This window comes from Yokenella regensburgei, assembly GCF_003634235.1.
Lineage (GTDB): Bacteria > Pseudomonadota > Gammaproteobacteria > Enterobacterales > Enterobacteriaceae > Yokenella > Yokenella regensburgei.
This window is the reverse complement of record NZ_RBIZ01000003.1, coordinates 714773-737182: the sequence shown is the minus strand read 5'-3', so window position 1 is coordinate 737182 and position 22410 is coordinate 714773. Positions and strand designations below refer to the sequence as shown.

19 protein-coding genes and 3 tRNA genes are annotated in these 22410 nt (G+C 52.7%); 5 read left to right on the top strand and 17 right to left on the bottom strand.

The window, feature by feature from the left end:
* Nucleotides 1-221: 221 nt before the first annotated feature.
* The 16 genes from C7387_RS03715 to C7387_RS03635 form a co-directional block, all read right to left on the bottom strand.
* A tRNA-Leu gene (locus C7387_RS03715) sits at nucleotides 222-308 on the bottom strand.
* Nucleotides 309-321: 13 nt separating this feature from the next.
* Nucleotides 322-395: transfer RNA gene (locus tag C7387_RS03710), tRNA-Cys, on the bottom strand.
* A 40-nt stretch (nucleotides 396-435) separates the two neighbouring features.
* A tRNA-Gly gene (locus tag C7387_RS03705) sits at nucleotides 436-511 on the bottom strand.
* Between the two features lie 148 nt (nucleotides 512-659).
* Nucleotides 660-1208, bottom strand: a complete 549-nt coding sequence (pgsA, locus tag C7387_RS03700) for a CDP-diacylglycerol--glycerol-3-phosphate 3-phosphatidyltransferase (protein ID WP_006820475.1) — start codon at nucleotides 1206-1208, stop codon at nucleotides 660-662.
* Between the two features lie 56 nt (nucleotides 1209-1264).
* Complete coding sequence (gene uvrC, locus C7387_RS03695) at nucleotides 1265-3097, bottom strand: excinuclease ABC subunit UvrC (protein WP_120816103.1); 1833 nt, start codon at nucleotides 3095-3097, stop codon at nucleotides 1265-1267.
* A gap of 384 nt (nucleotides 3098-3481) precedes the next feature.
* Entirely contained in the window at nucleotides 3482-4234 is a 753-nt protein-coding gene (gene tcyN / locus C7387_RS03685; RefSeq protein ID WP_120816102.1) for an L-cystine ABC transporter ATP-binding protein TcyN, read from the bottom strand.
* Nucleotides 4231-4899, bottom strand: a complete 669-nt coding sequence (gene tcyL / locus C7387_RS03680) for a cystine ABC transporter permease (RefSeq protein WP_120816101.1) — start codon at nucleotides 4897-4899, stop codon at nucleotides 4231-4233. The genes tcyN and tcyL overlap by 4 nt, the downstream gene beginning before the upstream one ends.
* 15 nt (nucleotides 4900-4914) lie before the next feature.
* A complete protein-coding gene (gene dcyD / locus C7387_RS03675; RefSeq protein ID WP_120816100.1) occupies nucleotides 4915-5901 on the bottom strand; it encodes a D-cysteine desulfhydrase in 987 nt (328 codons plus the stop codon).
* A gap of 93 nt (nucleotides 5902-5994) precedes the next feature.
* Nucleotides 5995-6795, bottom strand: a complete 801-nt coding sequence (tcyJ, locus tag C7387_RS03670; RefSeq protein ID WP_006820485.1) for a cystine ABC transporter substrate-binding protein — start codon at nucleotides 6793-6795, stop codon at nucleotides 5995-5997.
* A 94-nt stretch (nucleotides 6796-6889) separates the two neighbouring features.
* On the bottom strand, nucleotides 6890-7441 hold the full coding sequence (gene fliZ / locus C7387_RS03665) for a flagella biosynthesis regulatory protein FliZ (RefSeq protein ID WP_006820486.1): 552 nt from the start codon (nucleotides 7439-7441) through the stop codon (nucleotides 6890-6892).
* A gap of 62 nt (nucleotides 7442-7503) precedes the next feature.
* Entirely contained in the window at nucleotides 7504-8223 is a 720-nt protein-coding gene (locus C7387_RS03660; RefSeq protein ID WP_038256766.1) for an RNA polymerase sigma factor FliA, read from the bottom strand.
* 213 nt (nucleotides 8224-8436) lie between these two features.
* The gene (locus tag C7387_RS03655) at nucleotides 8437-9075 is read right to left on the bottom strand and encodes a NeuD/PglB/VioB family sugar acetyltransferase (RefSeq protein ID WP_120816099.1); all 639 of its coding nucleotides are present in this window, start codon (nucleotides 9073-9075) and stop codon (nucleotides 8437-8439) included.
* Complete coding sequence (locus tag C7387_RS03650; RefSeq protein ID WP_006820489.1) at nucleotides 9072-10205, bottom strand: DegT/DnrJ/EryC1/StrS family aminotransferase; 1134 nt, start codon at nucleotides 10203-10205, stop codon at nucleotides 9072-9074. Before C7387_RS03650 ends, C7387_RS03655 begins: the two co-directional genes overlap by 4 nt.
* Nucleotides 10206-10259: 54 nt before the next feature.
* A complete protein-coding gene (locus C7387_RS03645; protein WP_038256761.1) occupies nucleotides 10260-13610 on the bottom strand; it encodes an O-linked N-acetylglucosamine transferase family protein in 3351 nt (1116 codons plus the stop codon).
* A gap of 40 nt (nucleotides 13611-13650) precedes the next feature.
* Complete coding sequence (locus C7387_RS03640) at nucleotides 13651-15075, bottom strand: hypothetical protein (RefSeq protein ID WP_038256759.1); 1425 nt, start codon at nucleotides 15073-15075, stop codon at nucleotides 13651-13653.
* A gap of 213 nt (nucleotides 15076-15288) precedes the next feature.
* Complete coding sequence (locus tag C7387_RS03635) at nucleotides 15289-16125, bottom strand: flagellin N-terminal helical domain-containing protein (RefSeq protein ID WP_120816098.1); 837 nt, start codon at nucleotides 16123-16125, stop codon at nucleotides 15289-15291.
* Nucleotides 16126-16543: 418 nt separating this feature from the next.
* On the opposite strand from C7387_RS03635, the gene fliD reads away from it, so the two are divergent.
* The 4 genes from fliD to amyA all read left to right on the top strand — a co-directional run bounded on the left by fliD (nucleotide 16544) and on the right by amyA (nucleotide 20352).
* Nucleotides 16544-17974: a flagellar filament capping protein FliD gene (gene fliD, locus C7387_RS03630; protein WP_038256757.1), complete on the top strand. Its 1431-nt coding sequence runs from the start codon at nucleotides 16544-16546 to the stop codon at nucleotides 17972-17974.
* Between the two features lie 9 nt (nucleotides 17975-17983).
* Complete coding sequence (fliS, locus tag C7387_RS03625; protein WP_006820495.1) at nucleotides 17984-18394, top strand: flagellar export chaperone FliS; 411 nt, start codon at nucleotides 17984-17986, stop codon at nucleotides 18392-18394.
* Entirely contained in the window at nucleotides 18394-18759 is a 366-nt protein-coding gene (fliT, locus tag C7387_RS03620) for a flagella biosynthesis regulatory protein FliT (RefSeq protein ID WP_006820496.1), read from the top strand. The genes fliS and fliT overlap by 1 nt, the downstream gene beginning before the upstream one ends.
* Before the next feature lie 105 nt (nucleotides 18760-18864).
* Complete coding sequence (gene amyA, locus C7387_RS03615; protein ID WP_120816097.1) at nucleotides 18865-20352, top strand: alpha-amylase; 1488 nt, start codon at nucleotides 18865-18867, stop codon at nucleotides 20350-20352.
* A 33-nt stretch (nucleotides 20353-20385) separates the two neighbouring features.
* Here the strand turns inward: amyA and yedD are convergent, their stop codons facing one another.
* Nucleotides 20386-20796 carry a lipoprotein YedD gene (gene yedD / locus C7387_RS03610; protein ID WP_006820498.1) on the bottom strand — a complete coding sequence of 137 codons (411 nt, stop codon included), beginning with the start codon at nucleotides 20794-20796 and terminating at the stop codon, nucleotides 20386-20388.
* Between the two features lie 345 nt (nucleotides 20797-21141).
* Here yedD and C7387_RS03605 point away from each other — a divergent pair, with 345 nt between their 5' ends.
* Nucleotides 21142-22407, top strand: coding sequence for an oligosaccharide repeat unit polymerase (locus tag C7387_RS03605; protein WP_006820499.1), 1266 nt, complete (start codon nucleotides 21142-21144; stop codon nucleotides 22405-22407).
* Nucleotides 22408-22410: the final 3 nt, after the last annotated feature.

The following is a 22410-nucleotide window of genomic DNA, read 5'->3' as shown; positions in this document are numbered from 1 at the left end:
TGTAGCCCTCAACGGATGGAAGTTAAATGTACTCGGGAGGCTCCCTTGCTGACATATACGAATGACAAAGCAAACTGGATGCACTTGATAGGAAATTTTTTGCTGCGGATTGCTCATTACGCAATCGCCGAAGGCGGAGAGGCTTATTACAGGCACAAAAAAACCACCCGAAGGTGGTTTCACGACACTGCTTATTGCTTTGATTATTCTGCTTATCCCAATGGTACCCGGAGTGGGACTTGAACCCACACAGCGCGAACGCCGAGGGATTTTAAATCCCTTGTGTCTACCGATTCCACCATCCGGGCTCGGGATGAAAATTGGAGGCGCGTTCCGGAGTCGAACCGGACTAGACGGATTTGCAATCCGCTACATAACCGCTTTGCTAACGCGCCTTTAAATCTTAAGCACCCGCAATTGCCGATGCTTTTAATTTGGAGCGGGAAACGAGACTCGAACTCGCGACCCCGACCTTGGCAAGGTCGTGCTCTACCAACTGAGCTATTCCCGCATAATCATGTGAAGTTAATCACTTGATTTTACTACCGTCTGGCGAGCTGTGCCGCCGTTCGATGCGTTGCATTCTACTTACCTGACGCACTGAGTCAACGATATTTTTCATCACTCAGGATCGTTTGCTGAAATTTGCGGCGAAACGATCACTGATCAAGCAAATCGCCGCGTGCAGCGTTCAGATATTGCAGCATAGACCACAGCGTCAGCACTGCAGCGATGATGAAGAGACCAATCCCGGCCCACTCAACCCAGGCATTCGGACGCCACAGCATCCATACCAGCGCCGCCATCTGCGCCGTGGTTTTCACTTTACCGATCCACGAGACCGCCACGCTGCTGCGTTTACCGAGCTCTGCCATCCACTCACGTAACGCCGAGATGATTATCTCGCGGGCGATCATGGTCGCAGCCGGTAGCGTCACCCACCAGGTGTGATAGTGTTCGGCCACCAGCACCATCGCAATCGCTACCATCACCTTATCGGCAACCGGATCGAGAAATGCACCGAAGCGCGTACTCTGGTTCCAGCGACGAGCCAGAAAACCGTCAAACCAGTCGGTGACGGCGGCAACGAAGAAGATCAGCGCACAGGCGAACGGGGCCCAGGTGAACGGCAAATAAAACGCCAGCACGAAGAAAGGGATCAGAATGACACGGAACAGCGTAAGCAACGTAGGGATATTAAATTGCATGGCGACGGTAACTATCTGTTGTCAGTAAATATTAGCCCTATGGTGCTACAGAGCCCCTAATGTTTCAATGAGTAGTAGATCTTTTCTGCCAGACCGTGCGATATACCCGGCACTTTGGCAATTTCTTCCACGCTCGCCTGCTTCAGGCCTTGTAATCCGCCCATGTACTTCAGCAACATCTGCCGCCGTTTCGGGCCTACGCCTTCGATAGTCTCGAGCGAGCTGGTGCTCTTCACTTTGGCGCGTTTTTTTCGATGCCCGCTAATGGCATGATCGTGCGATTCGTCGCGGATATGCTGGATCACATGCAGCGCCGGGGAATCCGGCGGCAGGCTGAATCCCTCACCTTCCGGTTCGAAAAAGAGCGTTTCCAGCCCGGCTTTACGGTCACTACCTTTAGCGACTCCAAGCAGGATCGGATGCTGCTTGTCCCAGCTTACATCAAGCTCGGCGAACACGGTTTTCGCCTGCCCCAGCTGTCCTTTACCGCCGTCGATAAGAATAACATCGGGAATTTTGCTTTCCTCGATGGCTTTTCCATAGCGGCGGCGCAGCACCTGGTTCATCGCGGCATAGTCATCACCCGGGGTAATACCGGTGATATTATAGCGGCGATATTCCGCACGTAGAGGGCCATTTGTGTCAAATACCACGCAGGAGGCAATCGTCTGCTCGCCCATCGTGTGGCTGATGTCGAAACACTCCATGCGTTTAATGTCGGGCAGTTCAAGCACCGTCGCCAGTGCCTTGAGGCGTTGGGTGATGGTTGACTGCTGCGAGAGTTTGGTGACCAGCGCCGTCGCCGCGTTGGTACGGGCAAGCTTAAGGTAGCGTGCACGGTCGCCGCGCGGTTTGGTCTGCACGTTAATGCGCCGCCCGGCAAATTCAGAAAGCGTATCTGCCAGCAGCGTTTTATCCGCAAGGGCGAAATCGAGCAGAATTTCACTCGGTAGCGTGCGCGACTGACTACCCTGCAGGTAAAACTGCCCCACAAACGTCTCGACGATTTCACCCGGTTCGGTACCGCCCGGCACTTTCGGGTAGTAACTGCGGCTACCGAGCACTTTCCCCTGACGAATGAACAGCACGTGGACACAGGCCATTCCGGCATCAAACGCCACGCCAATGACGTCCATATCGTCGCCGGTGTTAGAGACAAATTGTTTCTCCGTCACCCGACGCACCGCCTGGATCTGGTCGCGAATACGCGCGGCTTCCTCAAATTCCAGCGACTGGCTTGCCTTCTCCATCCGGGAAATCAGCTGCGTCAGTACCTGATCGTCTTTGCCGGAGAGGAACAAACGCACGTAATCCACCTGCTGTGCATACTCTTCTTCACTGACCAGACCCGCGACACAAGGCCCCAGGCAACGGCCAATCTGATACTGAAGACAGGGACGCGAACGGTTACGGTAGACGCTGTTCTCACACTGGCGGATTGGGAAGATTTTTTGCAACAGCGCCAGAGTCTCACGTACGGCATAACCGTTAGGGAACGGGCCGAAATACTCGCCCTTGGCATGTTTAGCCCCCCGATGCGACGCCAGTCGCGGGTGGGTATCTCCGCTCAGAAAGATGAAGGGGTATGATTTATCATCGCGCAGCAGCACGTTATAGCGCGGCTGATAGAGTTTGATGTAGTTATGCTCAAGCAGCAGCGCTTCCGTTTCGGTATGCGTGACGGTCACGTCAATCTGCTGGATGAGCGCCACCAGCGCCTCGGTTTTACGCGAGGCCAGGTTGCTGCGGAAATAGCTGGCAAGACGCTTTTTCAGGTCTTTGGCTTTTCCAACATAAATAACGGTGCCGCCAGCGTCATACATGCGATAAACGCCAGGCTGGCTGGTCACCGTTTTCAGGAAGGCTTTTGAATCAAAAACTTCACTCACTGACTTGCTAACGACTCCGCATTACACAGACCATGACGAAAGCAGTTTATAGATCTGCTCGCTGCTGGTTAACGTCTGAAAGTGCTGCAGCATATCCCGCCGCCATTTGAAAAAGTCGTAATCCCTCATACCTGCCAAATAAACCCCAGAGTAATAAACCCCGCCTGCTTTTGCTATCTGCCGCGTCAGGTTTCATCATTATTATGAATATAAGAAATTAACACATATTACTTATTTATAAGCGCAAAATATCATGCCTGAGCACTTTATTACCCGACGGCCTGATGTAAAGAGAGAAAATGTCCTGCCGCGCTGAATTCATTAGCGCCGCTTAACAAAATTGGTATAGAGACGCGCCACAGGCAGGCTGCGGCGCGCAGAGGTTTACTGCATCAGAAATTTTTCGAGAAACTGACGGGTGCGAGGCTGCTGGGGATTGGCGAATAACGATTTGGCGTTACCCTGCTCAACGATACGCCCCTGATCCATAAAAATGGCCCGGTCGGCTACGTCACGCGCAAAGCTCATTTCATGGGTGACGATAACCATCGTGCGTTTCTCCTGCGCCAACTGGCGGATGGTGTTCAGCACCTCACCGACCAGCTCAGGATCGAGCGCCGACGTCGGTTCATCGAATAAAATCACGTCCGGACGCATCGCCAGCGCGCGGGCAATTGCCACCCGCTGCTGCTGTCCACCGGAAAGACGGCGCGGATAGCTGGTCTCTTTACCCGCTAGTCCGACTTTTGCCAGCAGCGCGCGAGCGCGAGTCTGCGCCTCTTCTTTGTTTTCACCCTTTACAATCACCGGGCCTTCAACAATGTTTTCCAGCACCGTGCGGTGCGGGAACAGGTTAAAGTTCTGGAAGACAAAGCCCACATGCTGGCGAAGACGGCGGATAAGCCCTTTCTGCTGGCTGATAGGTTTGGCGGTATCAATGGTGATATCACCGACGCGAATCGTCCCGCTCTCCGGCTGCTCCAGCAGATTGATACTCCGCAGCAGCGTCGTTTTCCCGGAACCACTGGGGCCGATGATGGCCACCACTTCGCCCTCCTGCACTTCGAGATCGATCCCGTGCAGTACCGTCTGGCCGTGAAATTTCTTCACCAGATTTTTAACGTCAATCGCACTCATTTTGGATCACGCTCCTGACGATTAAGCTGATTTTCAAAGTAGTTCTGCAGCGCCGAGAGCACCGTCGCCATCACCCAGTAAATCAGTGAAGCGGCCAGATACATGGTGAACACCTCCAGCGTACGCGAGGTGATAAGCTGCGCCTGACGGAACAGCTCTGGCACCTGAATGGTGGCAGCAAGCGAGGTATCCTTCACCAGGCTGATAAAGCTGTTCGACAGCGGTGGCAACGCCACGCGAGCGGCCTGCGGCAGGATCGCCCGACGCAGCGTTTGCCACGGCGTCATGCCGATACTGGCCGCCGCTTCCCACTGCCCTTTGTCGATAGACGAAATCGCCGCACGCAGGGTTTCGGACGTATAGGCTGCAGTGTTAAGCGACAGACCAATCATCGCGGCGGGGATCGGATCCAGCTCGATGCCAAACTGCGGCAGACCGTAGTAAATCATAAACAGCTGGGCAATCAGCGGCGTGCCGCGGAAAATAGAGATATAGCAGCGCGCCAGCCAGCGCACCGGCCAGAGAGCCGACATACGCATCAGGGCGAGAATAAAGCCCAGCAGCAGACCAAAAATCATCCCGCCGATGCTGAGCTGTAGCGTAAAGACCGCCCCTTTCAGCAGATAAGGCAGTGATTCCATAACCAGATGAATACTTTCGTGCATTAGCGTAAGTCTGCGTTAAATGTGTGGATGATAGGCGAAGAGCGCCGGTGCGCCGCCCGTATGAACAAACAGGACAGCTCCGTCATCCTTAAAGCGTTTCTGGCTGATACCGTCGATGAGCCCCGCCATGGCTTTACCGGTGTACACCGGGTCGAGAAGAATGCCTTCAAGCTGCGCCAGCAGTTTGACCGCCTCCATCCCCTCTTCCGTTGGCAGACCATACCCCGGAGAAAAGTATTCGTCCCACAGCTGAATATCTGCGCTGGCTTTCATTTCGAGACTGGATGCCAGCGCCTGCTGGAGCGTCACTACCTTCGGTTTTTGTTCAGCCACTTTGCGAGAGACCGTGACGCCAATCAGTTCGATTTCCGGCATCAGGTGTTCAAGCCCTACCGCCAGTCCGGCGTGCGTGCCGGCGCTACCGGATGCCACCACAACGGAGGAAAGGGAGACAATGCCTTCGCACTGCTGGGCAATTTCCATGGCGCATTCCACATAGCCCATCGCCCCCAGCGCGTTTGAACCGCCGACCGGAATAACGTACGGACGGAATCCCTGCGCTTCCAGCCGAGTGGCTAACTCATCGAGCTGCGCCGTCGGGTCAGTGAGTGCATCGCACATTTCAACCTGAGTATTGAACAGGTCGAGCAGCAAACGGTTACCGTTAGTAAGGTAGTTTTCCTCCGTCGTGCCAATCGGGTTTTCCAGCAGCGCCACGCAGTGCAGACCCAGTTTCGCCGCCACCGCCGCCGTCTGGCGCACGTGGTTAGACTGAATGGCTCCCGCGGTGACCAGGGTGTCGGCGCCTTCGCGCAGCGCGTCAGCCGCCAGAAACTCAAGCTTACGCAGCTTATTGCCCCCCATCGCCATCGGGGTGACATCATCGCGTTTAATAAAAATATCGCGACCAAGATGATCGGAGAAGCGCGGCAGATACTCGAGCGGCGTCGGCGCGCCGATGAATTCCAGCCGCGGGAAACGGGTGACATTTTGTAATGACATGGTACCTCCTGACTCGTTTATTTTTATTATGCACTCAGTTGAGCGTAAATAAAAAAAGGCGCTAAGGTTAGCGCCTTTTTTTTACCACAGGAGTTATTTGGTCACGTCAGCGCCAAACCACTTCTCAGAGAGCGCCTTCAGGCTACCGTCTTTCTGCATCTCCGCAATGGCACCGTCTACCGCTTTCAGCAGGTCTTCGTTACCTTTGCGCAATGCCACACCGGATTCCTGACGGGAGAAGGCTTCACCCGTCACCGCCAGTGTATTGTTGGTTTTCTTCACCAGATCCAGCGCGGCCAGACGGTCCACCAGAATGGCGTCGATGCGGCCTACGCGCAGATCCTGATACTTGGTCGGGTCATCATCATAGGTACGAATATCTACGCCCTGGACGTTTTTACGCAGCCACTCTTCGTAGTTCGTCCCCAGACCGACGCCCACTTTTTTACCCTTCAGGTCAGCCGCCGTTTTGATAACGCCTTCGTTACCTTTTTTCACCAGCGCCTGGATCCCGGAAACGGTATACGGGGTGGAGAAATCATACTTCTTCTGACGTTCAGGAGAGATAGTGACCTGGTTAATCACCACATCGATACGCTTAGAATCGAGTGAAGCCAGCATCCCATCCCATTTGGTCGGTTTCAGATCTGCCTTCACGCCCAGATGTTTGGCCAGTTCTTGTGCAAACTCAACCTCAAAACCGGTCAGCTTCCCGTCATCGCCCTGGAAACTGAACGGAGGGTAAGTTCCCTCAAGACCAACACGCAGCGTACCGCGCTCTTTTACCTGATTTAACAGATTTTCAGCTGCGAAGGTTTTTGCCGTAACGCCCGCCATCAGCGCAACCGCCATGACACCCATCACCGCCTGACGACCCAGAAGTGCTAATTTCATAGAGACCCCGTTACCCCAAATGTTTGAATTCTGGTGGTAGTGTAAGGTTTTCACCGCATTCGGCAAAAACCACTACGCTACATCTTATTCAAATTTAATATATATCAGAGGTTGCCGGATAAGCGAAATTCTGCATTTTTAGCGCTGGAAAATGGGTCTGGAACTGAGCATATTTTCGCAGGGCAATACGATAATTATTGGTGCTGGTTGGCGGTAGCCATGGCGCCAGATTTTCATCCAGATAGCCATCGCTCAGCAACTCGCGCGAAACGTTGAGGCTGCTCAGGTGATTTCCCAGGCGACGCAGACGAACCACGTACTCGCGCACGGTGCCCGGACTCATATCGGTCTGCTCGAACAGGTATTGTTTGAAGCCAATGATGTCGAAGTAGTCGCTCTGCTCTTTACAGTACAGATCGCCGCAGAAGCGGCACAGCGCCACCCAGTCGGGGCGCTCCAGCTGCCACTCTTCTTCATTGATGAGGATATCGAGACGTGAAATCGCGATTTTGTTGACTATCTCGCCGCGACGGACCAGCGTGATACGATCAAGCAGTTTGTGGCAATGTGCACAATGTGTTTGGCTGTGTTTAAAGTCTTTTAAATAGCGGCTTAATGGCCGTCTTTTTACTTGCTGCACCGTCATGATAACTCCTGGTTGTCATTGGTTGTGCGGCATTTTTCAGGGGGGATGACATCATCACCACCCTATAACCTACCCAGCTTGGTACGCAGACGTTTAATAGCCTGGCTGTGCAATTGACTCACCCGCGACTCGCCCACTTCCAGTACCGCGCCGATCTCTTTGAGATTCAGCTCTTCCTGGTAATAAAGCGTTAGTACCAGTTGTTCACGTTCCGGAAGCGCTTCAATAGCGTCGATCACGCGCTGGCGTAAATCGCTCTCCAGTAACTGGAATAACGGGTTTTCCTGCTGATTTTCTTCGGTAACCAGCTCGATACTATCGCCATGCTCTTCCCGCCACTCATCGTAGGAGAAAAGCTGGCTATTGTTGGTATCCAGCAGCATCTGCCGATAATCTTCAACAGAAATATCGAGCCGCTGCGCGACCTCAGTTTCCGTCGCGTTGCGCCCCAGTTCTTGCTCCAGCTGCCCCAGCGCCTGCGCCACTTCACGGGCGTTACGCCGAACGCTGCGCGGCACCCAGTCCCGGCTGCGCAGTTCGTCCAGCATTGCCCCACGAATGCGTTGCACTGCGTAAGTGGTAAATGCCGTTCCTTGCAGAGCATCGTAACGTTCGACAGCGTTCAATAACCCGATGCCGCCCGCCTGAAGCAGATCGTCCAGTTCCACGCTCGCCGGCAGCCGCACCTGTAGGCGCAATGCTTCATGGCGCACCAAAGGTACGTAACGCTGCCACAGCGAGTGTTTATCCATTACACCTTCAGCGGTATACAGTGAATTCACGATAAACAGCCCTGCATTAGTTGAGTTATCGGCATGATTATCCGTTTCTACAGGTGTTTTAATCGCTAGAATAGTGGTCTAAATACGCGTTTATTTGCAGGTTATATTTCAATTTATTGAATATTAAGATATTAATTTTTACCAAAGTTAAACATTTATCATGCCGTAGCACCCCGTGCTACGGCAATATGCTCGCTGAAACGACGGTTCCGTTTAGTTAAAAATCCGTTTATTGTTCATACGTTGAATTCGCGCAGGATGACCAAACGCAACGCGGCTATCCGCAATATCATCAAGTACCACCGCGCCCATGCCGATCACCACATCGTCTCCGAGGGTGACTTTCTCTTTCACCACCGCGTTCATCCCAAGGAAATTCCGGGCGCCAATTCGGGTGCGCCCTCCCAGTGAGACCTGGCTGCTGATGACGCTGTGTGGACCAACCTCACAGTCATGACTGATATAAGCGTTCGGCTGAACAAGGACGTTCTCACCGAGGGTAACGTCACAGGAGAGAAAAACGCCCTGAGCCAGGATACTGCCCTGACCAATCAACGAATCCTCCGGGACAAACACCCCAGGGTGTATAAGCGTCGCCAGCGGTGCTTTTGGTGCCACTTTTTCAGCGAGCCTCTGCCGCTGAAAAGGCTCGCCCAACGCAATGCTAATCTCCAGATTACTGAAGTCGAGGTCAGCAAAGCGCACCACATCGGCACCACTGATAACCTTTTCCCCAGTCACATCATCAATAAAGAATATTGCGCTCCAGCGAAATGAAAGCCGGTTAATTTGGCGCGCCAGAACCAACGTCTCCCGGCCCTGCCCGCCCGCACCATAAATACCGAGTCTCATGCCACTTTATCCACCATGGCTAATCCTGCCTGCTCACGGATAATATTCACCACCCGCGCCTGATCGTCGATGCTTAAATAAGGGAAGATCGGCAGACACAATATTTTCTCCGAAATGTCATTGGCGACCGGTAATGTATCCGGCTGCGCCGACGGCAAGTGTCGGTACATTGAGAAGGAACTGATGAGCGGATAGAAATAGCGGCGCGAGTATATTCCCTGCGCTTTCAGCGCGTCATACACCCAATCACGGCTTACCGGAAACTCGCTCTCAATGCGAATCGGGAAATAAGCGTGGTTCCATTCTACGTCATCGGTCACAGAGAACATGCTGATGCCGGGAATATCACTGAGCCATTCGCAGTAACGCTGGTATATCTCCGCCCGGCTCGCCAGTGCGTTATCAATGTGCCCGAGCTGTACCAGGCCAAACGCCGCCTGCACTTCGTTCATTTTGGCGTTAATCCCAGGTGCCACCACGGTAGTTTCGCCGGCAAAACCAAAGTTTTTCAGATAATCGATGCGCTGCTTCATGCGGGCATCCGGGCAGATAATCGCGCCGCCTTCAAAGGTGTTGAACACCTTGGTCGCGTGGAAGCTCAGGATGGAGAGATCGCCGTAGTTCAGCACGCTCTGGTTATTCTTCTTCACCCCAAACGCGTGAGCCGCGTCATATATCACTTTCAGTCCCCAGGCATCGGCAATCGACTGAATTTTATCGACGTCGCACGGAATGCCATAGCAGTGCACCGGCAGAATAGCGGAGGTAGCCGGTGTGATCAGCGCCTCCAGTTTATCCGGATCGATGTTGCAGGTGACCGGGTCGATATCGGCAAATACCGGCGTTAACCCGTTCCACAGCAGCGAATGTGAGGTAGCGACGAACGAGTACGGTGTGGTTATCACTTCGCCGGTGATACGCAGCGCCTGCAGCGCCGTTAACAATGCCAGGGTGCCATTGGCAAACAAGCACAAATGCTCCACGCCCAGATACTCAGCCAGCTCTTTTTCCAGGCGCTGGTGCCACTCCCCCCCGTTGGTGAGATTTTTGTTGTCCCAGATTTTCTCCAGGTACGGAATAAACTCCTCCAGAGGAGGCAGTAGCGGGCTGGTGACGTAGATATCTTTCATCAATGACCTCTGCGAGACGGTGTAGTTGAAACCGAAAATCGCCTGTTTAACCTGTTAACGTACTAGTGGTACTGCGTTGCCTGATTCTTCAATCACAAATGACTGCGCAGGCTGGCCCTTGCAGTACAGCGCCCATGCGTGACGCAGCGCATACTCCAGATGTCCGGCCGCGCTGAATCCGTTTTCAGTTTCCACCGGGATCTGGCTGCGCATGCCACGTCGAATTGCGTTCAGTTCGTCAAAATGATCGCGCCAGTACAGCGCTTTGCTGACGAAATCCGCCTTATCCATGGCGATAAACTGGTGCAATCCATAACTGTTCATATTTTCAACGCCCTGTCTGCAGGCCAGGGTTTCACCGCACAACGTCAGGGTCGGTACGCCCATCCACGCCGCGTGGTTTGTCGTCGTGCCGCCGGTATATGGGAAGGTATCGAGCAAAATATCTACCCGATCGTGGCTTGCCAGATACTCCAGCAGCGGCATACGCCCCTGGAACGAGAGGCGCTCTTCCGCCACGCCAAGCTCGACGAGCTGCCGCGTTATCTGCCGCCTGATACGTTCATCATCCATAAAGCCAATGTGCAGCCGTGATTGCGGATACTGAGTGAGGATCGAAGCCCACAGCTGCAGCACTTCCGGGTTAATTTTCTTTGGTCGGTTGAAGCTACCAAAGGTGATGTAACCCTTACTGAGCGCGGGCAGTTCGCTGATTTCCGGACTGTTCTTCTCGGGTGAAAACAGCTTATCCATCGGTACGTAAATCACTTTTTCGAGGAACTGTTTTTCCAGACCCGGTGGATTAAGACAGCCCATCGACAGCAGGCGATAATCCATCGCCGCAATACCGGAAGTGCCCGGATAACCAATCCACGTCATCTGTACCGGTGCCGGTCGCAGTGCAAACGCCGGAATACGCGTGTAGGTGGTATGCCCCGAGAGATCGATAAGAATATCGATGGCATCAGCGTTAATCTGTTTTGCCAGTTCTACATCGCTCATCAGCTCGACATTGCGCCACAGCACCGCCCCTGCCTGTAACCTGTCGGTCATCCAGTCGTGGGTCGGCGAGGCGTTATAGCCCACCAGTTCAAAGTGCTCGCGGTTAAAGCTGTCCCAGAACGGCAGCAGGAAGTTGCTGACCGGGTGGTTACGCAGATCGCCCGAGACAAAACCAATGCGTAATTTCCGCGTCGGATTTTTATCCACTGGCGCATAGTGCTCGAGCATCTCGCCCGCCGCCCAGGCATCCACCCGGCGGCCGTACTCTTTATGCATCTCCAGCTGCTGCTGCGCGGTCACCGTATGATCGTGGGTCAACACGAACAGCAGGCTGGTGAAGCAGTCAAAATCATTCGGCTTCAGCTCCAGCGCTTTTTCGAGGAAGTATCTGGCTTCATCCAGCTTCTGGTTATCGCTGAGGATCACTCCCAGCGTCCCAAGATAGCGGGCATTATTTGGCTGATGGCGGAAAGCCTCACGGCTGCATTTTTCCGCTAACTGCGCCTGGCCCTGCATCTGGTGTAGCGTAGCCAGCGAGTGCCAGAACCCGGCACTTTTGCTGTCCAGGCGCAGCAAACCATGGATAATTTTCTGCGCATGATGACGATCGCCGGTCTTTTGCAACGCCGTCGCCAGGTCGTAGTAAATATCGAGGCTGGAGCAGAAGTGCCCCATCAGTTGGCAAAGCGCCGACAGCGCTTCCTGCCAGGCGCTGGTCAGGACACAGGTGCGCGAATAGCAGCGCAGAATATGCAGATCGTCGGGTGATTCGTTCAATAACGCGAAGGTATATTCGCGCGCCTGCTGGGATTTCCCCTGACGAATCAGCAAATTGACGTGGCTGTATAATTCATCAATAGCACCATCGTCTTCTGGCGCAGGTAACTCCGGTACGCCGACGTTATCGGCGAGCAGGCCACCCCGTTTCATACCCACGCTCAGTAACAGCAGCGTAGTAATCATCGGCTTCAGGCGGGAAAGTGTTCCTTCGCGTAGGAACCGCTGTATCGCCACTTTCCAGGCCTGAGCAGAACCAATCAGCACACCTTTAGCGCGCAGCGATAAGAAATGCTGCCAGCTCTCATCATCCACCGTCGTCATCGCACCGGCCAGGTACTCCCGCTCCCCGGCGGTGACCTCAACGCCGACGCCCCACAGGTTGGTCAGTTCGCTATCCCCCAGCACCAGCAGCGTGTTTTGGCTATTCGCGTTATACGGCCCCGGCTCGGCGCTCCAGTGCAGCCCTTCCGGGCGGAGCAGAAAAAGTTCGGTTAACGCAGCGAGCACTGGCTCACGGACCTCATCATTTTTTTCCGGCAGCCGTGTGTTGAAGATCAGTTGCTCCACGCTGAGGCTCAGCGGCCACGCCGCGCCCAGCAGATCGAGAATTTGCAGCATGACCGGGTTTTCCGTACTGAGCGGCTGACCGCTGGCGCTGAGATGCCCGTTGGCAATAAACCCTTTGTCGGTCACCATTCGGGTGAAATTACCCGCCCAGTGCAGGTCTTCGAGCCTCGCAAGATTGGGTTCTGCAGGAACGCCACGTTCTGCCTGAGTGGTCAGCAGCGTCACCCGCTCCCCCCGACCTGTTGCAATGTCGAGATACTGCTGGGCAATCGCGTGCGACGTACCGCTGGCGATTGCACTGTGCAACTGATGAATACTCTCCCCACAGGCAATTGCCAGCGAAGCGTGCGGGAGTGCATCGCCCAGCGGGTACAGGCCTTGTCCTGCCAACTGCTGGCAGAATTCGCTATACCAGCGAGCCGGCGCGGGCTCCAGCAGCCACTGAACGGTCAGCGCGTTATCGTCCAGCGCTTCGGCTTCCAGCACCGTTTGTCTGAGGCTCCCCTCAGGCAAAGTCAGCGCCATCCATCCGAGCATGGCTCTGGCGCTCACCAACGGGGAGTCGTTGGCATCGCCACGCTGAATATGAAACGCCAGTGCATCGCGAAGCTGCTGCGCTTCGCTACCTCCGGGTAATACGGCGTGCCGTAGACTGATAATACCGTTAGCAGCCAGGTGCTGTTGGCACCATGCCAGCACCGCCTCACGCTCGGCCTCACCCAGACAGGCAAAGACGCCATGCAAAATGATGTAATCAAGCTCTCCAGGAGAGACGGCCAGCAGATCGTTCAACCCGATGGCATAAGTCGCAACGTTGCTGAGCTCAAGGGCGGCAATGGTGCTACCTGCCTGCGCTATCAGTTGCTCATCAATATCAATGCCAATGCACACGCTCTGTGGCCATGCGCGAGCATGGGCAATGAGCGTTTCTGCGCTGCCACATCCCAGCTCCATGATGCGGGCATGGGCGGAAGGTGCCGTCTCCATGCCGCTCAGCATGGCGCTGGCGCGCAAAGACGCGGGCGTAAGGTATCGATTCTGGTACAACGTTTTCACTGGTCGCTTCCGTATTCAAATCTGTACAGACGGCACAGGGTTAATGTGCCGGGAAATATTTCTCGCAGAGTGCGGTTTTATACTGCTGCCAGTTGCCACCGCCTTTTTTGTAGGTGGTGACCACCCAACTGAACGTCTGGTCATGGTGACGTGTGTCGATAACTAGCGAGGGGTCAACCCGACCAATGCTCATCTGCTCAATGGCAGGCATCGCATCAACGGCAAACGACAACGCCACCTGGTCGAGGAACCAGACCACATTCCCGCGCATCAGGTTGTGATCGATAAAGCGCGCGACGATATCGAGATAGCGCTGTGAAATCGTGTCCGGCTCGGCGTACAGGAAGCCGCCCTGAACACGCTCCCACAGCGGTGCCGATTCGTTGTTGGTCAGGAATAATTTCTGCGCTCCGAGCGCAGTAAGTGTTGCTTGCCATGAATTGCGCACCAGGCAGTCGGCATCGAGCAGCAGGATCGGTGCGGCAAAGACTTCCAGCGCATGGCTCATGAATACGAATCGACGGGAAGCATAGTGGACGTTGATCCCCTGCGTGGTTTTCACCTCTTCATGACTCAGAGAAAGCGCTAACCCCGGGAAGCAGGCAGCAAGTTCATGAACCTGAGCTTCGAGCCCGTCGTCGCAGTTATAAATATGCAGATGCACATTCAGCTCGCAGCCGTTAGTCTCATAGACAGAGGCCACCAGCGCTTTGGCGTGCTGGAGGAAATAGCCTTTGTCGCAGGCAATCAGCACCGTGGTTTTACCATTTTTGCTGTGCGGAATAAGCCACTGATAGCGCGAGGTATCAAGTTCGGTATGCGCGCTCTGTAGCGGCGTAAAATCAATATATGAATCAGGGCAACCGCCCAGCTTATAAATACCGCAGACGATCATCAGCAGCGTGAACGGATCCTCACCAATCAGCTCAGAATCCGCCGTCATATGCTGGATCACTATCTGCAGTTGATTGTCATCTTCTTCCATCAGGCAAATCAGCAGCAGAATTTTAAGCACCGCCGCCTGCTGGCTGAGCGTGGAGAGATTATTAGATATAAGGAATAGCGCGGATTCAATTTCATTGATACGGAATAAAATCTGAATAGCGACAACCAGATTGGTAACCGAATTGTCGCTCTGCAGAGCAGCAACAATATAGTTGGTGATGCTCTCAGCCATTTCCGGCGGAACGGTATAACGCTGCCCTTCGTTCTTCACATCGAAAGCATTGTTCGCCAGGGTTAGCGCATACATCATGGCCTTCAGGGCCGCCTCTTTCTCCGCACTGAGCCCGGTTTCCGTCGCCATGATAATGGGTTTCATCGTATCGAGGTCGGTGTTGCGGAACTGCAAAATTTCAGCAACCGCCTGGGCAGGAAGCCTGTCTGAATCAGGTAAATCGATGACTTTGGTAAATACATCGCGATAGTACTGATGCAACGCACGGGTACGTGAAAACTTATTCATGTTATTAGCTCAATGTTGATGCAAACGGAGCAGCCTTCGCTCAGGCAAAGAGAAGTCATTCTGATTACGGTATCACCGCAGATGCAGGAGTGATGAGGGGATAAAACGCAGGATCAGGGGCTTATTTTGTACATTGTCTCTCAGGCTTCCCTGGAGAGAGACGAAAAAAAAGGTTGCTGTCGCCAGCAACCTTTTGTGCAAAGTGCGTCGATATTAACGCAGCAGGGACAGCATTGCCTGCGGAACCTGGTTTGCCTGAGACAGAACAGAAGTACCAGCCTGCTGCAGGATCTGCGCGCGGGACATGTTGGAAACTTCGGTCGCGTAGTCAGCATCCTGGATACGGGACTGAGCAGCAGACAGGTTGTTGATAGAGTTGTTCAGGTTGTTGATGGTAGATTCGAAACGGTTCTGAATCGCACCCATGTTGGAACGAGCGGTATCGATTTTCGCGATAGCAGCATCGGCCGCAGAGATAACTGCCTGTGCAGAGGAGTTATCAGTGATGGAGGTGCTCAGGCCAGCGTCCAGGGTACCGGAAGTGGCGTTGATCAGCGCAGTGCTGTCGATAGCGATGGTATCGTTAGCAGAAGTACCTGCACCAACCTGAATTTTCAGGGCGCCAGTGACAGAACCGTCCAGCAGTTTTTTACCGTTGAAGTTCGCGAAACCAGCGATACGGTCGATTTCAGCCAGACGCTGAGTGATTTCAGTGTTAACTGATTTCAGGTCGGTTGCGCCGTTGGTGTCGGTTGCTGCCTGTACAGACAGTTCACGGATACGCTGTAAGTTGGTGTTGATTTCGTTCAGGTTACCTTCAGCGGTCTGCACCATGGAGATACCGTCGTTCGCGTTACGAGCGGCCTGGGTCATACCCTTGATCTGAGAGTTCATGCGGTTAGCAATCGCCTGACCAGCAGCGTCATCTTTCGCGCTGTTGATACGCAGACCGGAGGACAGACGCTCGATAGCGGTGCCCAGAGAAGACTGAGATTTGTTCAGGTTGTTCTGAGTGGTCAGGGACAACAGGTTAGTATTGATAACTGCCATGATTCGTTTCCTTCATAAATTAGATTCTAGGGTCGGTGCCTAACACCCACGGCGTCTCTCACCGTCAAAAAGGGTATCGGCGGCAGTTAACAAGACTTTAGAATCAAAATGAAAAAAATCATTAACCATTGATATATAAGGATTTTTAATATTATATTTTTCCTCAGGTAAATATATTGGCGTTATTTAAGGGGAATTTTTACCTGCCTGCCCTTTCTGACTTTCTTCCTTATTATTAATACGCGATCGCCAATGGCGAATTTCTCTACTGCGTTAATTTTATGCACAGGCAATCCCTGCATAAGCCCGCAATCCCCTCGGCTATTCCAGGGATTATTTTTTTCCTCTTTATGTAAACTTTTCCGACACCGCGCCGATAAAAGTCTCAAACGACCAAAATACATAAAGGAAAATTTGTATGGCTTCAATCAGCAACCTTGGTGCGGGAACAAACCTGAACCTTAATGACCTTTACACCCAGTTGGAAACGGCAGAACAAAGCAAGCTGAACATCATCACCCGTCAGCAGAGCACTTATAACGCGCAGCTGAGCGCGTGGGGCAAGCTGCAAAGCTCCCTGCAGAGCCTGCAGACTGCAACCGCCAACCTGGGTAAAGCGGATACCTGGAGCTCCACGACGGTAACCAGTACCAACACCGCGTTTACCGCCACCTCAACCAGCGGCGCGTCAGTGGGTTCGTATACGATTAACGTTGCTCAACTCGCCAAAGCTCAGGCGTTGACCACCGGTAAGCAGGCCAGCAACACCGCGCAGTTGGGTGCCACTACCGGAGGCACGCGAGACATTACGATTACCCAGCCGGGTACCAAAACGCCGTTGAAGGTGACGCTGTCTGACTCCGACACCTCCCTGAACGGTATCGCGAGCGCGATTAACAAATCCGGCGGCAACGTGAATGCCACCGTGATAAAGGCCACCGACGGCGATTACCGCCTGATGCTGACCTCTAAATCCACCGGCGTCAGCGGTGATATGACCGTGACCGTTACGGGTGATGACACCCTGCAGGGTGTGATTGGCTTCGACTCCAGCAGCCAAACCGGTGCCATGACCCTGCAAACAAAGTCGCAGAATGCGAAAGTGACCGTGAACAATATCGACATTGAGCGCGAGTCCAACACCATCTCTGACGTACTGCCGGGTGTGACTCTGTCACTGAAAGCGCAAAGCAAGGCTGATGAAAACCTCGAGTTATCACGCTCAACCGATACAAACAAAAAAGCGATCACCGACTGGGTGGCAGCATACAACTCGCTGCAGTCGACGATTGCCAGCCTGACCAAATACGTCAAAGTTGACCCAGGCAAAGCGCAGTCTACCGACAGCGGCCCGCTGATTGGTGACAGCCAGGTTCGCTCCGTACAAGCCGATTTACGCGGCCTGCTGACTGAAGTTCAGAGCGGCGGCGCTTACAAGCTGATGACCCAGTTGGGTATCACCCAGGATCCGAACATTGGCGCTGACGGCTCGCTCGGTAACCTGAAAATTGATGACAAGAAACTGACCCAGGCATTAACCGATAACCCGGAAGGCGTGCAGAGCTACTTCATGGGCGATGGTAAAACCACCGGTTTCGCCACCATGATGAACAACAAGCTCACCACCATGCTGAGTACCACCACCGGTAAAGAAGGTGTGGTGCAGAACGCCAAAAACGGTATCAACAGCACGCTGAAGAGCCTGGACCAACGCTACGACGATATGCAGGCGTCTATCGATGCCACTATGGCGCGTTACAAAACGCAGTTTACAAACCTGAGTTCGCTGGTGAACAAGTTAACCAACACCTCTAACTATCTGACTCAGCAATTCACCAAAAGCAGTTAAGGAACTGATATGTACAACAATTCTGGTGTTCAGGCCTACCAGAAAGTCGGGTTGGAAAGTGCGGTGCTGAGCGCCAGCCCGCACCAGCTCGTCGTGATGCTGTTTGACGGCGCGCTCAGTGCAATGGTGCGTGCCCGTCTATTTCTGGAGCAAGGTGATATTGTGGCTAAGGGAGAATCACTCTCTAAGGCTATCAATATCATCGATAATGGACTGAAGGCCGGACTGAACATGGACGTTGGTGGAGAACTCCCCCATAACCTGTCAGCGTTGTATGACTATATGGTCAGGCGGTTGCTGCATGCCAACCTGCGTAACGATGTCGCAGCAATTTCAGAAGTGGAAGCACTGCTGAATAATATTGCTGACGCATGGAAACAGATTGGCCCAAGTTCACCTTCACTCCAGGACGTGTTCTGATGACCGACTCCATCCCATCACTTCAGAACTGGCACGCCCTGTTGGCTTTAAGTCATACCCTGCTCAGTCTTGCCCATGAGGGTAAATGGGATGAGCTGGTTGAACATGAGGTCACCTACGTGACGATGGTCGAACGTATTGCCGGGCAGCCCTTGCCCGCCAATAACACGCTGTTTCAGGATAAAGCCCGGATACTGCTGGCACAGATCCTCGACAACGAAGCCCGACTTAAAACGTTGTTGCAGGAAAGGATGAGTGAGCTTCAGGTACTGATAAACCAGACCGGAAAGCAAAAATCCGTGACCACGGCCTATGGCAGTCTCTCAGGTAATATTCTGTTCCCCAACGAATTTAACTCCCAGTAATTCCGGAAACATCCCCTCCAGAGATTCGCTGGCGCGCACTGCGCGCCAGGCATTTTCCCGCTTCGTCAGCCATACTTGAGGCTCCTCATCTTATGGAGCAGCGGAATGCGCAACCCCACCTTACTACAATGCTTTCACTGGTATTACCCTGCGGGCGGTGAATTGTGGCGAGAAGTTGAAGCGCTGGCCCCCAATCTCAACGAAATCGGCGTCAACATGATTTGGCTTCCCCCGGCTTACAAAGGGGCATCGGGCGGTTACTCTGTCGGTTACGACAGCTACGACTTATTCGATCTCGGAGAATTTGACCAGAAAGGCACTATTGCCACCAAATATGGCGACAAGGCGCAGCTACAGGCCGCCATTAACGCACTGAAAAACCATGACATTGCCGTGTTACTCGATGTGGTGGTCAACCACAAAATGGGCGCTGACGAGAAAGAACAGATCCGCGTGCAGCGGGTAAACGAGCAGGATCGCACCCAAATTGACGATGAAATTGTCGAATGCGAGGCATGGACCCGTTACACCTTCCCCGCTCGCGCAGGGCAGTATTCACAGTTTATCTGGGATTTTAAATGCTTCAGCGGCGTCGACCATATCGAGAACCCCGATGAAGACGGGGTGTTTAAAATCGTCAACGACTACACCGGCGACGGCTGGAACGATCAGGTCGATGATGAGATGGGCAACTTCGACTACCTGATGGGCGAAAACATTGATTTTCGCAATCATGCGGTAACTGAAGAGATAAAATACTGGGCACGCTGGGTGATGGAGCAGACCCATTGCGACGGTTTTCGCCTTGATGCGGTCAAACACATTCCGGCCTGGTTTTATAAGGAGTGGATTGAGCACGTTCAGGAAGTCGCCGATAAACCGCTGTTTATTGTTGCGGAATACTGGTCGCACGAGGTCGATAAGCTGCAGAACTACATCGACCAGGTCGACGGGCAAACCATGCTGTTCGACGCGCCGCTACAAATGCATTTCCACGAGGCTTCCCGCCTTGGCCGCGACTACGACATGAGTCAGATCTTTACCAACACGCTGGTCGAAGCAGACCCCTTCCACGCCGTCACGCTGGTTGCCAATCACGATACCCAGCCGCTGCAGGCACTGGAGGCCCCCGTAGAAGCCTGGTTTAAGCCGCTGGCCTACGCGCTTATCCTGCTGCGCGAGAACGGTGTGCCTTCCGTGTTTTACCCGGATCTGTTCGGTGCCAGCTATGAGGACACTGGCCGCGACGGTAACCAGTACAACATCGAGATGCCGGTCATCGAGCAGTTGCACGAGCTTATCGATGCCCGTCAACGTTTCGCCCACGGCGTGCAGACGCTTTACTTCGACCACCCTAACTGTATCGCTTTCAGCCGTAGCGGTACCGACGATGCGCCCGGTTGCGTGGTGGTGATGTCAAACGGCGACGATGGTGAAAAAGCGCTGACGCTTGGCGATAACTACGGCGGCAAACGCTGGAAGGATTTTCTTGGCAATCGTCAGGAAATCATCGAGACCGACGACAACGGCAACGCGACGTTTACCTGCGAAGGCGGCAGCGTCAGCGTGTGGGTAATAGAGGATGTGCTGTAACAAAATCCCCGGCGATAATGCCGGGGAAGCCGATTACTTCAGCGGTTTGATGTTATTTTTCGCCATCGCATCGGCGCATTCCTGCGTCGGACGATCGACACGCTGCAGCTCCATACGATCGTATTCAAGCGTACTACCGTCGAGATCCAGGCTGTAGACATCCGGCTTGCTGGTGACGTTGTAGTAATCGTCACTGCGCTGCATCAGTTTACCCGGCACCGCAATTACCCGCTGCCACTGGCGGCAATCCAGCGTATCGCCATCTTTGGTAATAATCAGGCTGGCTATTGCCTCCGGGCTCACCATCACGCTCTGCGGCCCTTTCGACTGCCAGTAACCCGCAAGTTTCGCCGGTGCGGGCGCCTTCACCACGTTGTGGTAATTATCCACCTGTACGCATCCCGCCAGCGCCAGCAGCGCGCCCGCCATTGCTAATTTTTTCATCACTTTTCCTGCAAACGGAGAAAAAAATATTGTGGCATTAACGGATTAACAGCGCCAGTGTTTCGGGCGGGTTCGTTGGAACTACTTCCGTGCCATCCCATTACACGTCCTTTTACGTGTTCTTAAAGTCCTACTAACTGTTTCCACGCACAAGTTTTTTCTCAATTCATAACTTGTACTCTATATCTGGCTATAATCTCATATCTTTGTCAGTAGATTGCTGGCATCGTCTAAACATTCCGGCTATGGAGCCCCATGATGGCCATTTTGTGACCAAGGTTGCCGTTGGACTTATCTATGCCTCCATGTTAAATTTCGTATAACGTCTGACACAAAGAAAACACCATGGATTACATACTTTCATATATTACACTGTCGGCAATGGCAATTTTTGTATTTTCTTTGATCGTTTTGTTTTCAAAGTATTACGGAAATCCATTTAATCCGGCATCCTACTATCTTGCTTTTGATAGTGGGCTAAGGGTAATTCTTAGCTGCGCAATGCTATTTATTGGTGGCGCTACTGCTTTTAAAGACAGCGATATAACTCACGCACTTCTGCTACATTTCCTATATGTATTTTGTTTTATCGCACCATTTTTCCTTAGATCAGAGCATGCGTATTCTGTATTTAAAGGCTTTATTTATTGCTTCCGACTGAATGATTCTGACCGGGTAATGAAGAAAAGTGGATTATCTGCATTTATGATAATAACATTTATGGCAGTTAACTTCATCATGCTGGCCAAAGTGGGTGGTGGTGGAGAAAAGTGGTTCTTATCCCCAAGGGATGCATATATTGAAAATAAATTTGGAGCTGGCAACTTCTACCTTTTCTGGGTATGGAGCATATCGCTTTTCATGATTTATATTCTTTATACGAGAAAACCGACTTCTTTACGTGAACTGCTTAAGATTTCTCCATATGTGTTGTTTTGTTTAGCCATTAGCTACTTTACCGGTTCAAAACAAAACATCCTAATCATCGTTTTAATTATAATATTTTACTATTCTCATTTTATAAAACAAATAAAGCTCTCAAAATTTGCATTGATTGGCGTATCGCTACTCTCTTTATTCTTAGCAATCCAGCTAATTCAAGGAACTACAAATAATATTTTTGGCGCATTGGCGTACTTCGATTACTTCCAGAAAACAATTGATTTTGTTGGTAACTACGATAAGGTTGGTCCGAAGCTAGGTGAGTCATTCCTGAGTAGCTTCTGGGGATACATTCCACGATTTATAGATCCAGATAAGCCCGTTATTTACGGTCAGTTAATGATCCAGGAAGCTTTATATCCAGGTGCTGCGGATCAAGGTTATTACCCTGCTTTCAGTTCCTGGTCATTCCTGTATCTTGATTTTGAATGGGTTGGTGTGATGCTCTCCGGCCTGTTTGTCGGCTTTATGTCGTGGTCAGCTTATGAATTCTTTAGACGCAACCCTAACAGCGTCTTTGCATTTTCAATGGCGGCGCAGGCCACAATAACGATGTATATGGTTCCGCTTCACGGAGAGTTGTACCTGGTGGCATGGTTCATCATGCAACGAATCATGCTGGCACCAACATTCAGACGAAAAAACAACTTTTCCGAAAATCTGGCTTGAGTA

Coding starts and splice junctions, on each gene's coding strand:
- fliT (WP_006820496.1), top strand. CDS start 18,394: ATGACCGACTCCATCCCATCACTTCAGAACTGGCACGCCCTGTTGGCT.
- yedD (WP_006820498.1), bottom strand. CDS start 20,796: ATGAAAAAATTAGCAATGGCGGGCGCGCTGCTGGCGCTGGCGGGATGC.
- pgsA (WP_006820475.1), bottom strand. CDS start 1,208: ATGCAATTTAATATCCCTACGTTGCTTACGCTGTTCCGTGTCATTCTG.
- fliS (WP_006820495.1), top strand. CDS start 17,984: ATGTACAACAATTCTGGTGTTCAGGCCTACCAGAAAGTCGGGTTGGAA.
- C7387_RS03635 (WP_120816098.1), bottom strand. CDS start 16,125: ATGGCAGTTATCAATACTAACCTGTTGTCCCTGACCACTCAGAACAAC.
- fliZ (WP_006820486.1), bottom strand. CDS start 7,441: ATGACGGTGCAGCAAGTAAAAAGACGGCCATTAAGCCGCTATTTAAAA.
- tcyN (WP_120816102.1), bottom strand. CDS start 4,234: ATGAGTGCGATTGACGTTAAAAATCTGGTGAAGAAATTTCACGGCCAG.
- C7387_RS03640 (WP_038256759.1), bottom strand. CDS start 15,075: ATGAATAAGTTTTCACGTACCCGTGCGTTGCATCAGTACTATCGCGAT.
- tcyL (WP_120816101.1), bottom strand. CDS start 4,899: ATGCACGAAAGTATTCATCTGGTTATGGAATCACTGCCTTATCTGCTG.
- C7387_RS03650 (WP_006820489.1), bottom strand. CDS start 10,205: ATGAAAGATATCTACGTCACCAGCCCGCTACTGCCTCCTCTGGAGGAG.
- dcyD (WP_120816100.1), bottom strand. CDS start 5,901: ATGTCATTACAAAATGTCACCCGTTTCCCGCGGCTGGAATTCATCGGC.
- amyA (WP_120816097.1), top strand. CDS start 18,865: ATGCGCAACCCCACCTTACTACAATGCTTTCACTGGTATTACCCTGCG.
- C7387_RS03605 (WP_006820499.1), top strand. CDS start 21,142: ATGGATTACATACTTTCATATATTACACTGTCGGCAATGGCAATTTTT.
- fliD (WP_038256757.1), top strand. CDS start 16,544: ATGGCTTCAATCAGCAACCTTGGTGCGGGAACAAACCTGAACCTTAAT.
- tcyJ (WP_006820485.1), bottom strand. CDS start 6,795: ATGAAATTAGCACTTCTGGGTCGTCAGGCGGTGATGGGTGTCATGGCG.
- C7387_RS03655 (WP_120816099.1), bottom strand. CDS start 9,075: ATGAGACTCGGTATTTATGGTGCGGGCGGGCAGGGCCGGGAGACGTTG.